This window comes from Branchiibius sp. NY16-3462-2, assembly GCF_001594145.1.
In the GTDB taxonomy this organism is placed as follows: Bacteria; Actinomycetota; Actinomycetes; order Actinomycetales; family Dermatophilaceae; genus Branchiibius.
In genome coordinates, this window is the sequence record NZ_LVCF01000042.1 from 139,093 (window position 1) to 151,505 (window position 12,413).

The 12,413-nt window shown below is 66.9% G+C and carries 15 protein-coding genes; 10 read left to right on the forward strand and 5 right to left on the reverse strand.

Annotated elements, in window-relative coordinates; genetic code table 11:
• The first annotated feature begins 20 nt into the window (after positions 1–20).
• A complete protein-coding gene (locus AZH51_RS15575; protein ID WP_291525766.1) occupies positions 21–251 on the forward strand; it encodes a ribbon-helix-helix domain-containing protein in 231 nt (76 codons plus the stop codon).
• The gene (locus AZH51_RS15580; RefSeq protein ID WP_367188062.1) at positions 238–585 is read left to right on the forward strand and encodes a type II toxin-antitoxin system PemK/MazF family toxin; all 348 of its coding nucleotides are present in this window, start codon (positions 238–240) and stop codon (positions 583–585) included. The genes AZH51_RS15575 and AZH51_RS15580 overlap by 14 nt, the downstream gene beginning before the upstream one ends.
• Positions 586–672: 87 nt before the next feature.
• Here AZH51_RS15580 and AZH51_RS15585 read toward each other — a convergent pair whose 3' ends face one another.
• A complete protein-coding gene (locus tag AZH51_RS15585) occupies positions 673–1,596 on the reverse strand; it encodes a zinc-binding alcohol dehydrogenase family protein (protein ID WP_291525768.1) in 924 nt (307 codons plus the stop codon).
• A gap of 72 nt (positions 1,597–1,668) precedes the next feature.
• On the opposite strand from AZH51_RS15585, the gene AZH51_RS15590 reads away from it, so the two are divergent.
• From AZH51_RS15590 to pyrE, 5 genes are all read left to right on the forward strand, one after another.
• Positions 1,669–2,082: a MarR family transcriptional regulator gene (locus AZH51_RS15590; protein WP_291525769.1), complete on the forward strand. Its 414-nt coding sequence runs from the start codon at positions 1,669–1,671 to the stop codon at positions 2,080–2,082.
• 78 nt (positions 2,083–2,160) lie between these two features.
• The gene (locus tag AZH51_RS15595) at positions 2,161–3,624 is read left to right on the forward strand and encodes a cytosine permease (RefSeq protein WP_291525770.1); all 1,464 of its coding nucleotides are present in this window, start codon (positions 2,161–2,163) and stop codon (positions 3,622–3,624) included.
• Positions 3,625–3,656: 32 nt separating this feature from the next.
• Positions 3,657–4,445 carry an exodeoxyribonuclease III gene (locus tag AZH51_RS15600; protein ID WP_291525771.1) on the forward strand — a complete coding sequence of 263 codons (789 nt, stop codon included), beginning with the start codon at positions 3,657–3,659 and terminating at the stop codon, positions 4,443–4,445.
• A 21-nt stretch (positions 4,446–4,466) separates the two neighbouring features.
• Positions 4,467–5,237 (forward strand): SDR family oxidoreductase, encoded by a 771-nt coding sequence (locus AZH51_RS15605; RefSeq protein ID WP_291525772.1) that lies wholly within the window; start codon positions 4,467–4,469, stop codon positions 5,235–5,237.
• A 6-nt stretch (positions 5,238–5,243) separates the two neighbouring features.
• The gene (gene pyrE, locus AZH51_RS15610; protein WP_291525773.1) at positions 5,244–5,801 is read left to right on the forward strand and encodes an orotate phosphoribosyltransferase; all 558 of its coding nucleotides are present in this window, start codon (positions 5,244–5,246) and stop codon (positions 5,799–5,801) included.
• A 31-nt stretch (positions 5,802–5,832) separates the two neighbouring features.
• Here pyrE and AZH51_RS15615 read toward each other — a convergent pair whose 3' ends face one another.
• Positions 5,833–6,807 carry an FUSC family protein gene (locus tag AZH51_RS15615; RefSeq protein ID WP_291525774.1) on the reverse strand — a complete coding sequence of 325 codons (975 nt, stop codon included), beginning with the start codon at positions 6,805–6,807 and terminating at the stop codon, positions 5,833–5,835.
• Between the two features lie 9 nt (positions 6,808–6,816).
• Complete coding sequence (locus tag AZH51_RS15620) at positions 6,817–8,088, reverse strand: amidohydrolase family protein (protein WP_291525775.1); 1,272 nt, start codon at positions 8,086–8,088, stop codon at positions 6,817–6,819.
• Between the two features lie 165 nt (positions 8,089–8,253).
• Here AZH51_RS15620 and AZH51_RS15625 point away from each other — a divergent pair, with 165 nt between their 5' ends.
• From AZH51_RS15625 to AZH51_RS15635, 3 genes are read left to right on the forward strand one after another with little or no spacing between them, the layout of a single operon-like run.
• A complete protein-coding gene (locus AZH51_RS15625; protein WP_291525776.1) occupies positions 8,254–9,057 on the forward strand; it encodes a hypothetical protein in 804 nt (267 codons plus the stop codon).
• Between the two features lie 12 nt (positions 9,058–9,069).
• Entirely contained in the window at positions 9,070–10,143 is a 1,074-nt protein-coding gene (gene cobA, locus AZH51_RS15630; protein WP_291525777.1) for a uroporphyrinogen-III C-methyltransferase, read from the forward strand.
• 33 nt (positions 10,144–10,176) lie between these two features.
• Complete coding sequence (locus tag AZH51_RS15635) at positions 10,177–10,935, forward strand: LemA family protein (protein WP_291525778.1); 759 nt, start codon at positions 10,177–10,179, stop codon at positions 10,933–10,935.
• Positions 10,936–10,991: 56 nt separating this feature from the next.
• On the opposite strand, the gene AZH51_RS15640 is transcribed toward AZH51_RS15635, so the two are convergent.
• Both AZH51_RS15640 and AZH51_RS15645 read right to left on the reverse strand, forming a co-directional pair.
• Positions 10,992–11,477: a GNAT family N-acetyltransferase gene (locus tag AZH51_RS15640; protein ID WP_291525779.1), complete on the reverse strand. Its 486-nt coding sequence runs from the start codon at positions 11,475–11,477 to the stop codon at positions 10,992–10,994.
• Between the two features lie 10 nt (positions 11,478–11,487).
• The gene (locus tag AZH51_RS15645; RefSeq protein ID WP_291525780.1) at positions 11,488–12,411 is read right to left on the reverse strand and encodes an LLM class F420-dependent oxidoreductase; all 924 of its coding nucleotides are present in this window, start codon (positions 12,409–12,411) and stop codon (positions 11,488–11,490) included.
• Between the last annotated feature and the right edge of the window lie 2 nt (positions 12,412–12,413).

Genomic DNA, 12,413 nt, shown 5'->3' on the forward strand with positions numbered 1-12,413 from the left:
TACTGGGGTAGCATTCAGGTATGAAGATCAGCGTAAGCCTCTCCGAGGAGGACCTTGCTGCGCTTGACTCGTATGCCGAGGCAGCGGGGTTGGCGTCTCGTTCGGCTGCCATTCAGGACGCCATCCGGCGGCTCGGGGACGCGGACCTCGAGGGTGCGTACGCCGATGCGTGGGATGAGTGGGAGGCGTCCGGGCAGGCCGCGGATTGGGAAAGCACCGCGTCCGACGGGCTGGTCGATGTTCCGCGGTGAGATACGTCTGGTGGATCTGGATCCGGCGCGTCCCGGAGAGGCGAACAAACGCCGTCCGGCTGTGCTGGTCAGTAATGACCGGGCGAACGCCACGGCCGCGCGGCTTGGCCGGGGTGTCGTCACCGTCGTGCCCGTGACCAGCGCGGTCACGCGCGTGTACCCCTTTCAGGTTCTGCTGAGTCCTGACGAAACCGGGCTGCGCGTGGCGTCCAAGGCGCAGGCGGAGCAGGTCCGTTCCGTCTCGGTTTCACGCGTGGGCAGCGTGGTGGGCCGGGTGCCGGTAGGTCTGATGGCGCGGCTGGATGATGCGCTGCGGCTGCATCTCCAGCTCTAGCTGCCAACCCTTTTGACGTCGTGGTGACCCGGATTCTGCGATTCGAGGGCGCTACGGCGCCAAAAAGGTCGGGGGGGGGGTCGAGGCTCACGGGGCGAAGACGATCCGTTCATCGGGCGCGATCGACTCCGACCAGGCGGTCTCCACCTCCCGCAGGGGTGTCACCCGGGGGCGGATGTCGAATTCTGCTGCTGCGCTGGCAATTCCGGGCAGTTCCGCGAGGTAGTCGGCGCCGGGAACGGAGCCGATCCCGCTGCCCACAATGCTCAGACGCGCCGCGCGCAACGCAGCAGACGGAATATCGGCTGACCGCCCGACCATGGACCCGATCTGGATCCAGGTCAGCGGTGCGCTGCGGTCGCGGCGGTGCGAGACGAGGTCCACCATCCCCTTGGCGGCAACCTCGCCCCAGAGGTAATCGATCACCACGTCGACGTCGGCGGCCGGGCTGAGGTCCTCGAGCAGGCAGATCTCGTCGGCGCCGAGCGCTCGCAGGGCCTCGAGGGCGGCCGGGTTGCGTCCGGCGGCGATGACCTGCCCTGCCCCGAACCGCTTGGCTACCTGGATCGCCGCACGTCCGGAGTTGCCGGTCGCCCCCGTGACCAACACCGACATCCCGGGCTGGAAGTCGATCCGTCGGCGCAGCGCCACCCAGGACGACATCGCGGGGTTCATCACCGCTGCGACCTGGGCGGGGTCGATGCCATCAGGTAGGACGACGCTGCGACGTTCCTCGATCACCGTTCGCTGCGCCATCGTGCCCGGTGCGCCATCGCCCTGCAGCACGAAGCGCAACCGGCCATCGGCATCGCGGATGACTGCATCGATGCCGGGGACCAGGGGTAGCGTCCCGTCGCTGCTGTAGTGCGACCCGTCGGCCTGCGAGCGGACCCGATGGTGCAGCGCGGCTGCGACCACGTCAACGACGAGTTCCCCTGGGCCAGCGACGGGTTCGGGTATCTCCTGGTAGTGCGGTGGTTGGTCGAACGAGGTGACGACGGCGGCGTACATGGCGGCTCCTTTGGTTGGTAACACAAACCAATATAATTAGTAATACAAACCATGTCCAGTATGATGAGCGCTATGCAGGCCGATCCCGCTGATGCCCTGGTGGAGACGTCGTTCCTCGTGATGGGGATCCTGACGGAGGTGGCCGGGCGGCACGGGCTGTCCCTGACCCAGCTGCGCGTCTTCGGGATCACGCAGGACCGCGAGCCGCGCCTGTCGGATCTCGCCGCATTCCTCGGGTTGGACAAGTCCACGGTGACGGGTCTGGTGGATCGAGCGGCGGCGCGGGGCCTGGTCGAACGAGTTCGTCACGAGAGCGACGCCCGGTCGGTGCGGATCCGGCTGACCGACGCCGGACGGGAACTGGCCACCCTGGTCCACGGCGAGGTGCATCAGGAGCTGGCCGGGCATCTGGGCGCCTTGTCGCCCGCCGCGCGCAAGGACCTCACGCGGTACCTGCGGGCGGTAGTGGGCCCGCCGAGCCTCTGATCGGCGTACGTCGATTGCCAGGGAACTCCCAGCCTCGCACCTGACCGTCGGGTCGGCCCGCGTGTCGACACTGGAAGGATGAGCACCACCGAGCAGACGCGTTCGCGCGGGCTGGAAACCCGATCCATCGACTATGTGCCACTGTCCGAAAGGCACGGTCGCGCCTCGCAGCTGGGTCCGCTGTGGTTCATGTGCAATGCCCAATTGGCCACACTGGCAACGGGTTTGATCAGTATCACCGGTGGCGGCAACTTGATCTGGTCGTTCATCGCGATTGCCATCGGCATTCTGATCGGCACGATCTTCATGGCCGCGCACTCCTCCCAGGGTCCTCAACTCGGCCTGCCGCAGATGATCCAGTCCCGGCCGCAGTTCGGCTATCGCGGTGCGTTACTGGTCTGGCTGTTCGCCTACATCCAGTACGCGGGGTTCAACATCTTCAACACGGTGCTGGCCGGGGAGTCGATCGGTGGCGCGATCAGCGAGAGCCAGTCCGACAACCACCTGTGGCTGTGGATCGTCACGATCGTGGCCGTCGGCATCGCCCTGGTCGGCTACGACCTGATCCACACCGTGGAGAAATACCTGATGGTGCTGACGATGATCGTCCTGGCCCTGATCACGATCTCGGCCCTGGTGCACCTGCGCGTTCCGGCCGGCCAGTTCGACCTCGGCGCGTTCCACGCCGCGCCGTTCTTCGGCCAGGTCGGGGTGGCCGCCGGATACCAGATCTCGTGGGCGATCTACGTCTCGGACTACTCGCGCTACCTGCCCAAGGACACCCCGACCCGCAGCACGTTCAACTGGACCTTCTGGGGCAGCGCCCTGGGCGGTCTGTGGGTGATGTTCCTCGGCTCCTACATCGCGACCTCCGCCAAGGACATCGGCGCGAACACCGTCGTCGACCTGAAGAACGTTGCCCAGCAACTGTTCTCAGGCTTCGGTCCGATCGCGTTGGTCGTCTTCGGCCTCGGGTTGATCTCGGTGACCGCGCTGAACCTCTACGGTGGGTCGCTCACGTTGATCTCGTCCATCGACAGCTTCGTCACCATCCGGCCGACCCTGCGCATCCGAGTCGTGACCATCGTCATCACCGCCGCGCTCTCCCTGGTGTTCGCCCTGGCGGCCACCGCCAACTTCCTGAGTGACTTCGAGGACTTCCTGCTGTTGATCCTCTACCTGTTCATCCCCTGGACCGCGGTCAACCTGACCGACTACTTCATCGTCCGGCGCGGCCACTACGCGATCGCGGAGATCTTCAAACCCGACGGCATCTACCGGATGTGGGCCTGGCCGGGGATCGTGGCCTACCTGCTCGGTTTCGCCGCGATGGTCCCGTTCTTCTACATCGGCGATTTCTACGAGGGGGCGGCGGCGAAGGCCATGGGCGGAGTCGACATCTCGATGTTCATCGGGCTGCCGGTTGCGGCGGTGGCCTACTGGCTCTTCACCCGTCGCCTGGATCTGGATGGCGAGGAGGAGTTGGCACGCCGGCAGGCCGATGAGATCGAGCAGGCCGCGGCGGCGCACCAACTGCCCTGAAGGCTGTCGCAGGCCCGCCCTAGAGTGGCGGGGTGCGTATCGCCACCTGGAACGTCAACTCCATCCGCTCCCGCATTGACCGGGTCGTCGCGCTGCTGGAGCGCCACGACCTGGACGTCCTGATGCTGCAGGAGACCAAGTGCCGTGACGATCAGTTCCCGTCGATGCCGATCCACGCGTTGGGTTACGAGATCGCGCACCACGGGTTGAACCAATGGAACGGCGTCGCGATCATCTCTCGGGTGGGTCTGGCTGACGTGCAGGTCGGCTTCCCGCACATGCCGACGTACGGCGATCCGGCCGTCAGCGAGGCCCGCGCCATCGGTGCCACGTGCGGGGGCGTTCGGGTGTGGTCGCTGTACGTGCCCAACGGTCGTGAGGTCGGCCATGAGCACTACGGCTACAAACTGGACTGGCTGGCCAAGTTGCGGGATGCGGCGGCCGGTTGGCTGGCCGCGGACAGCGATGCCCAGGTGATCCTGGCCGGCGACTGGAACATTGCGCCCACCGACGAAGACGTCTGGGACCCGGCCTTTTTCGAGGGCAAGACGCACGTGACCCCGCCCGAGCGAGCCGCGTTCGACGCCGTCGTCGATGCCGGGTACGCCGACCTGGTCCGGCCGTACACCCCTGGTCCCGGCGTCTACACCTACTGGGACTACACCCAGCTGCGGTTCCCCAAGAAGCAGGGCATGCGCATCGACTTCGCCCTGGGCACCCCTGCCGTCCAGAAGCGGGTGACCGACGCCTTCATCGATCGCGAGGAGCGCAAGGGCAAGGGCGCCTCCGACCACGCGCCGGTCGTCGTCACCCTCGATTGATGGCGCCCTAGAATCGGCACTATGGCTACTGCCCTGATCACCGGCGCCAGTTCCGGCATCGGCCGCGAGTTCGCCGACCAACTCGCCGCCCAGGGCTACGACCTGGTGATCGTGGCCCGGCGCGAGCCGGAGTTGCTGCAGGTCAAGTCCGAGATCGAAGCGGCCGCCCAGGTCAGCGTCGAGATCCTGGTCGCCGACCTGGATGACAGGGCGCAACTCCAGACCGTCGCCGACCGGCTGTCCGATGAGAGCCGGCCGATCGACGTACTGGTCAACAACGCCGGTTTCGGCCTGGCCAAGCCCTTCCTGGACAACCCGGTCGAGGACGAGGAGCGCTTACTCAACGTTCTCGTGCACGCCACCCTCGTGCTCAGCCACGCGGCCGGCAACGCCATGCGCGCGCGGGGCAGCGGCCGGATCATCAACGTCTCCTCGGTCGCGGGCTGGATGGCATCCGGGACGTACGCCGCGGCGAAGTCCTGGGTGACCGTCTTCAGTGAGTCGCTGGCTGGCCAACTGGCCGGCACGGGAGTGAGCGTGACCGCGGTGTGCCCCGGTTTCGTGCACACGCACTTCCACGCCAGTGGCGACATCGATCGCAGCAGCACGCCCGACTTCATGTGGGTGCCGCTGAATGAGGTTGTGTCCGAAGGACTCGCGGCCGCTGAGAAGGGTAAGACGATCAGCGTGCCCGGCACCCAGTACAAGGTGTTGACGACACTGCTACGCGCTGCGCCCCGCCCGTTGATCCGCAGCCGCCGGATCGCTTCGACCCACCGCAACCAGGAGTAGGACCTCGTGACCGAGATCGCCACGGACATCGCCGCCGACCGTACCCAACTGCTCGACCACATCAAGAACGACGCGATCGTCTGGGGCAAGGTCACGCTCTCCAGCGGCAAAGAGGCCGACTACTACGTCGACCTGCGGCGAATCACGCTGTCCGGCAAGGCCGCTCCACTGGTCGGCCGGGTGATCCGGGAACTCACCAAGGATCTGGATTACGACGCCGTGGGTGGGTTGACCATGGGTGCGGATCCGGTCGCTACCGCGACCATGCACGCCGCCGCCGGTGCCATTGACGCGTTCGTGGTGCGCAAGTCGGGCAAGGCGCATGGTCTGCAGCAGCGGATCGAAGGACCCTCGATCACGGGCCGGCGGGTGCTGATCGTCGAAGACACCTCCACCACAGGCGCTTCCGCCCTCGAGGCCGTCGCGGCTGCGCGTGAGATCGGTGCTGAGGTCGTGGCGGTTGCCGTGATCGCCGATCGCTCGACCGGGGCCAAGGAACGGGTCGAGGCCGAGGGTGTCCCGTACCTGTTCGCCTACGGCCTGGGTGATCTCGGCCTGGCGTAGTCGCCGCGCGAGGCGCGTTGCTCGTTGTGGGCTACGGCAGCTCGGGGTGCGCGGTGAACAACCGTCGCAGACCGATGGCGACACCCACCGAGATCACCGCCGCCACAATCGTGTACCCGATGCGTTCGGCGCTGCCGGTCATCACCTGGGCGGCGGGGATGGTGAGTGCCACCAACGTGAAGGTCAAGGTTGTGGCGAACACCCAGTAGGGCGCCCGCAGGAAGGCGATGCAGGTCAGGACAGCCGCCAGCACCCCGAGGCCGAGCACTACACGCCGATCGCTCACCGCCATGACGAGAACACTGGCCGCGATAGCGCCCAGCACGGTGCCACCGGCTCGCTCGACGGCGCGTCGCACCGAATGTCGCAGGTCAGGGGTCAGGACGATGAGGGTCGTCAGCAACACCCACCACACGTGCGCGCCCGGTACCCATCGCATGGAGATGTAGGTCTCGACGGCGAGCAGGACGGCGAGCACGGCCGCGAACGTCACCAGGTGCTCGCGGTAGGGCTTTGTCGGCATCTCCATATCGCGCAGGAATATCGCTCCGACAATGGCTACCCACAGGCCCCCGGCAAGGACAAAACCAGCGGCCGCCGCGGCGGCCGGCAACGCGTGCGCAGGTTGGTCCGTCAGGCCGGACACATGAGGGGCGGCCACGGCGGCGAGGGCGGCCTGGGTCGCGACGTAGGTGGCGGGCACCTGCCAACCCCGCGAGTACGACCACGCGACGATGACCGCGAACATCGCCATGAACAGCGCGGCCAGGAGTGCGTTCGAACTGACTAACAGACCCACGAAAACCGCTGCGGCAGTGCCGAAAGCGACGGCGAACGCGACGCGTACACCCGCCGCCAGGGACACGAACGTCGGTAAGAACCCGACATAGAGGAAAGCGGTGTCGGCGCGGAACGAACTGAACAGGGTGAGGACCAGCGGGGCGAGGCAGAGGGCGATGCCCAGCAGGTACCGGCCGATCGAGGCCGAGTCAGTCTTGAGCGCCATCGGATCGGGTCATGTCGCGTTCTTGACGATCGTGCCGTTCTTGATGATGACCGGCATCTTCTCGGGAACGGTCAGGATGTCGATGTCCTGCAAGGGGTTTCCGTCGATCAGGAGTAGATCCGCCAAAGCGTCCTTGGCAACGACACCGAGCTTGCCCGGATACGGATTACGCGGGCCGGAGAGGGCGAGCAGTTCGGCATTGCGCGAGGTCGCCATCACCAGCGCCTCCCCGGCGGACATCCAGCGCACCATCTTGGTCAATCGGTGGGTCTGTCGGCGCCACAAGTCGGGTCCGAAGAGCACATCGGTGCCGAAGGCCACATTGGTCCCGTGTTTGCGGGCGAGTTTGAAAGCGGTGTCCGTGCCGGCGTACATCTGCAACTGCTTGACCCGGTTGGCTCCCTGGGCGTGCGAGGAGTCCTCATCGTCGATGAAGGCCTGCAGCGACCACCACACGCCCTGCTTGGTCATCTGGGCCACCGTCCGGTCGTCGACGAGGTGCCCGTGCTCGATACAGCGCACTCCCGCCCGCAACGCCTGTTGAACAGCGCGTGACGTGTAGGCGTGGACGGTGACGTAGGTGCCCCAGTTCTCCGCCGCATCGACCGCCGCACGGATCTCAGGCTCGGTGTACTGCGTGACATCCAGCGGGTCGTAATGGGACGCGATCCCGCCGCCGCTCATCACCTTGATCTGGCTGGCACCCAGCATCAGTTGCTCCCGGGTACCCCGCAACACCTCGGGGACCCCGTCCGCGATCACGGTTGCGCCCACCAACTCGGTGTGGGTCAGCTGTCCGTGGGAACCACGGGGCAGCTCATAGGGCAGCCGGAAGTCGCCGTGTCCACCCGTCTGCGAGATGAACGCCCCGGACGGGTAGATCCGCGGGCCGCGCGTCAGGCCGGCGTCGATGGCCTGTTTGAGACCGAAGACCGGGCCACCCATGTCACGCACGCTGGTGAACCCGCGCAGCAGAGCATCCTCGGCGCCACGGGCGGCCAGGATGGCCAGGAAATGCAGGTCGGCGGTCAACGCGACGATCTGGGTGACGTTGGCGAACGACAGATGTGTGTGCATGTCGATCAGACCCGGCATGAGGGTGCGTCCGGCGCCGTCGATCTCGACATCCGCTGCAGGAGAAGCGGGGTCGGTCGTCGGGGTCTTCTTGGCAGCGGCAATCCGGGTGATGACGCCGTCGTCGACCGTGACGTCTTTGGCAGGAGTGAGTCGCGGGCGGACGCCGTCGAAGACTCGGACGTTGCGCAGCAGGATGCTTGGCATGCGGACTCCATCGATTGCGGTACCTGGCTACTTGCCGCTCACCCTAGCGGGCAACATCACGTCGCGTGCCGGGTTACACGCAGCCCCGGGAACCCGTACGGTTCTGCCCATGACCGAGACCATCCACGCGGCCGGGGGCTGTCCGTGACGACGCAGCGTCGCCGGTTGAGTGAGCGGTTTGCCGGGCCGATGGACGCGCTGCACATCATCCGGGAAGGCGACTCCGACAAGGCTGATGCCGCGTTGGAGCAGCTGATCAAGAACGGTGACTCGGTCGAGCACGAGATTCTGGAGGAGCTGAAGGAAGCGCCCTCGTTGGAGCACGAGGAGGTCTTCCTGCACCGGCACCGGACCTTCGTGCGCGCGATGGAGGTCTACGACCGCAACGCACGGCGCGCACCGACCGCCCTTCCCGCCGGACCGCTTCGTCCTCTGGTGACGCCGCTGGTCACCTTCATGGTCAGCTCCATCGCGGTCACGTATCAACGTCGGGTGATCCGGGAAGTTCGCAAGCTGTACGTCTTGCGCGAGGCCAACAGCATCCTGCCCAGCCCACGATTCCGCGCCCTGACGATCGCGCGTCGGCAGATCGATCAGATCGTCCCCGACTTCTCCTCCCGGGGTCTGACCATCCCGGCCTTCCTGCTCGGTGGAGCAGCCATCTCTACGGTGGCTTCGTTGTTGCAGCGGTTGTTGCACGACGGGGTGGGCCGGCTGGTGCTGCTGCTGTTCGTGCTCCTGCTGACCGTCGGCGCGTTCTGGTGCATCCTGATGGCCGCCGCCGTGACCCGCCGCCGGACCCACCTGATCCTGGACCTGCCGTTGAAGGGTCTGTGGGCGTCGATCGGTTCGGCGGGACGACCGCCGCGAGAACCCAGCCGGATATTCGTGCTGGTCGCGACCGTGCTGTTGATCGTCGGCTGGATCGTCGCCCCGTTGATCATCACCCTCATCTACGAATTTGCCTGAGGCCGTCGCGAGATGACCTTCATATCCCTTGACCTGCGGGCCCGACGCGTCGTTCTGCTGACCGGCGGTCCGCGCTCTGGTGCGCGGGTGCGCGAATTGCTCGATGCCGGAGCGGTGGTCGAGGTCGTCGCTCCGGTCCTGGGCGCCGACCTGATCCAGGCCACCAATGACGGCCTGGTCACCTGGATCTCCCGCCCGGCCGAACCGGGCGACGTGGAGGGTGCGTGGCTGGTGAGCGCCCCCGACGCCGATGCCACCCGGCATGACGAGATCAAGACGTGGTGTGACGACCGCGGGGTCTGGTTGGAGATGAGCCAGACCCACACCCGGCCCCGGGAAGGTACGGCGATCGGTCCGGTTGACCCCCGCGACGCACCCGAGCTGCCCACGGGCAGCGTGACTCTTGTCGGCGGCGGTCCCGGCGACCCGGACCTCTTGACGCTCGCCGGGTGGAAGGCGCTCCAGCAAGCCGACGTGGTGGTGACGGACCGCCTCGCGCCCGTGAGCGTCGTACCGGCGGACACAGAGATCATCGACGTCGGCAAGACGCCCTACCACCACCCGGTCCCGCAGGCGGAGATCAACCGGATCCTCGTCGAGCGTGCCCGGCAGGGACAGCGGGTCGTCCGGCTCAAGGGCGGCGACCCCTACCTACTCGGACGCGGAGGTGAGGAAGTGCTCGCCTGCCGCGCGGGCGGCGTACCGGTGCAGGTGATTCCCGGGATCACCTCAGCGTTCGCCGGCCCGGCGGCCGCGGACATCCCGGTGACCCACCGCGCCATCTCGCACGGTGTCCTGGTGATCTCCGGGCACGACGAGATCGAGCCGGAGCTGCTGGCCCGCTGGCCGCACACGATCGTCGTCCTCATGGGCATGGGCCGGTTGCGGGAGCTGGCGGCGGGACTGGTCGGAGCCGGCCGGGCGGCCGACACGCCGGTCGCGGTGGTGCATCGGGCATCCACACCCCAGCAACGCGTGGCGAGCGGAACCCTGGCCACCATCGCCGACGTTGTTGCAGAAATGGGCGTCGGAAACCCCGCGGTGATTGTTGTGGGAGAAGTGACCCGGGTGCTTGGTGCCCACTAGAGTCGAGCTATCTACCCTGGAAGGGAACTGCTCATGATTTTCCTGCTGATCCTCCTCCTCCTGATCGTGGCTGGCGGGGCGTTCGTGCTCGGCCAGTACAACGGTCTGGTCAAACAGAAGAACCTGGTGCAGGAGTCGTGGCACCAAGTCGATGTCGAGTTGAAGCGCCGGCACGACCTGATCCCCAACCTGGTCAACACTGTCCAGGGCTACGCCCAGCACGAGAGCGGCACGCTGCAGGAGGTCATGCGCGCGCGCAGCGCCGCGATGAACGCCAGCAGCCCGCACGAGGCCGCTGCGGCTGAAGGTGAGTTGAGCCAGGCGCTGGGCCGGTTGATCGCCGTCTCCGAGGCCTACCCCGACCTGAAGGCGAACCAGAACTTCGTGGCGTTGCAGAACGAACTGACCGCCACCGAGGACCGCATTGCTTCGGCGCGGCGCTACTACAACGCCAACGTGCGTGAGTTGAACACCAAGATCGAGACGGTGCCGTCGAAGTTCTTCGTCGGGATGGCCGGCGTCAACCGGGCCGACTACTTCGAGGCCGAGGACGCTGCTCTCCAGACGCCGAACGTGCAGTTCGGTCCGAATGGTGCTTCTGCCGCCCCGAAGGTCGACTTCGACCCGAACGCCGGGCAGTTGCCGCCCTCGACCCAGCAGCCGGCGTCCACGCAGGCCGCGCCGCCCGCTGCCGCTCCGGAGCAGATCCCGACCCCGCAGCCGCAGCCGGTGCAGCAGCCCCAGCCGGTGCAGCAGCCGCAGCAACCGCCGCAGCAGCCGTACGGTCAGTAGGCACCTCACCAAGAACGGTCCCCGGGGTATCCCGGGGACCGTTTTTCATGAGGTGCCTAGACGTGCTTGCTCATCAGCACAGCGTTCTCCACGAAGCCCAGTGATCGGTAGAGCGCCCGAGCCGCGGTGTTGCCGCCGAAGACGTTGAGTTGCAGGGATGTCAGGCCCTTGCCGCGGCTCCATTCCTCGGCAGCGATCATCAGCGCGCGGCCGTATCCGCGGTTACGAAACTGCGGATCCACTTCGACGTCGTAGATCCAGGCGTAGTCCTCTCCACCTTGGGAGCGCACCGCCATCCACAACACACCGACGCGCTGGCCGTCGACGTCGCGGCCGATCATGATCTCGTTGCCGTCGGCCGGGTGGATCCCGTCGGGTACCAATCCACTCCAGGTTGCATCCGAGTTCGCCTGGGCGGCGGCCTGACTCAGCCCGCCCTCCTCGATGAGGTCGCGTAGGTATGACACCTTCTGAGCGGCGATGAACTCGACCAGTTCATCGTCGGTTGCCGGGGTGAGGGCGATGGCGGGCAGGTTGACCATGACACCGACTTTAGAGCCGGCGCAGCACCTGGTCAGCGATCTGCTCGAGGTGGTCCAGATCCTGCAGATCCAGCACCTGCAGGTAGACCCGGGAGATCCCGGCATCGGCGAACGCGGCCAGTTTGGACAGGATCTGCTCAGCCGTTCCGCCGAGACCGTCGGCGACGACGTCCTGGGCCGACCGGCCGATCGCCTCGGCCCGCTTGGCCAACTGGGCGTCGGTCCCGCCGAGGCAGACGACCTGTGCGACGGAGTAGGTCATCGACTCCGCCGGTCGCCCGGCGGCAGCGACCGCCGCGCGCACGCGGTCCAGGATCGGGACCACTTCGTCGAGGTTGTGGAACGGCACGTTGAACTCATCCGCGTACGCCGCGGCCAGAGCCGGGGTGCGCTTCTTTCCGGTGCCCCCGATGATGACCGGGATGGAGGTCTGGGCCGGCTTGGGGAGGGCAGGTGAGTCGGTGACCTGAAGGTGCGTGCCGGCGTACGTGAAGGTCTCGCCCACGGGGGTCGACCACAGACCGGTGATGACCGCCAGCGCCTCCTCGAGGCGGTCGAACCGCTCGCCCAGGGGCGGGAAGGGGATCCCGTACGCCGCGTGCTCGGCTTCGAACCAGCCCGCACCGTAGCCGAATTCGACCCGGCCGCCGCTCATCTGGTCGACCTGGGCCACGGACACGGCCAACGGCCCGGGGTGGCGGAAGGTCGCCGAGGTGACCAGGGTGCCGAGACGGATGCGATGGGTTTCACGGGCCAGCGCGGCGAGGGTGAGCCAGGCGTCGGTCGGCCCGGGCAGACCGTCGCCGCCCATGGTCAGGTAGTGGTCGGAGCGGAAGAAAGCGTCGAAGCCGAGCAGCTCGGTGGCTTGCGCGACCTTCAGCAGATCGTCGTACGTCGCGCCTTGTTGGGGTTCGGTGAAGATCCGCAGGTCCATAC

What these genes read in the sequence shown, in the direction of transcription:
- AZH51_RS15575 (WP_291525766.1), top strand. Translation starts at nt 21, where the DNA reads ATGAAGATCAGCGTAAGCCTCTCCGAGGAGGACCTTGCTGCGCTTGAC.
- cobA (WP_291525777.1), top strand. Translation starts at nt 9,070, where the DNA reads ATGACCTTCATATCCCTTGACCTGCGGGCCCGACGCGTCGTTCTGCTG.
- AZH51_RS15605 (WP_291525772.1), top strand. Translation starts at nt 4,467, where the DNA reads ATGGCTACTGCCCTGATCACCGGCGCCAGTTCCGGCATCGGCCGCGAG.
- AZH51_RS15595 (WP_291525770.1), top strand. Translation starts at nt 2,161, where the DNA reads ATGAGCACCACCGAGCAGACGCGTTCGCGCGGGCTGGAAACCCGATCC.
- AZH51_RS15580 (WP_367188062.1), top strand. Translation starts at nt 238, where the DNA reads ATGTTCCGCGGTGAGATACGTCTGGTGGATCTGGATCCGGCGCGTCCC.
- AZH51_RS15585 (WP_291525768.1), bottom strand. Translation starts at nt 1,596, where the DNA reads ATGTACGCCGCCGTCGTCACCTCGTTCGACCAACCACCGCACTACCAG.
- AZH51_RS15590 (WP_291525769.1), top strand. Translation starts at nt 1,669, where the DNA reads ATGCAGGCCGATCCCGCTGATGCCCTGGTGGAGACGTCGTTCCTCGTG.
- AZH51_RS15620 (WP_291525775.1), bottom strand. Translation starts at nt 8,088, where the DNA reads ATGCCAAGCATCCTGCTGCGCAACGTCCGAGTCTTCGACGGCGTCCGC.
- AZH51_RS15615 (WP_291525774.1), bottom strand. Translation starts at nt 6,807, where the DNA reads ATGGCGCTCAAGACTGACTCGGCCTCGATCGGCCGGTACCTGCTGGGC.
- AZH51_RS15640 (WP_291525779.1), bottom strand. Translation starts at nt 11,477, where the DNA reads ATGGTCAACCTGCCCGCCATCGCCCTCACCCCGGCAACCGACGATGAA.
- AZH51_RS15645 (WP_291525780.1), bottom strand. Translation starts at nt 12,411, where the DNA reads ATGGACCTGCGGATCTTCACCGAACCCCAACAAGGCGCGACGTACGAC.
- AZH51_RS15635 (WP_291525778.1), top strand. Translation starts at nt 10,177, where the DNA reads ATGATTTTCCTGCTGATCCTCCTCCTCCTGATCGTGGCTGGCGGGGCG.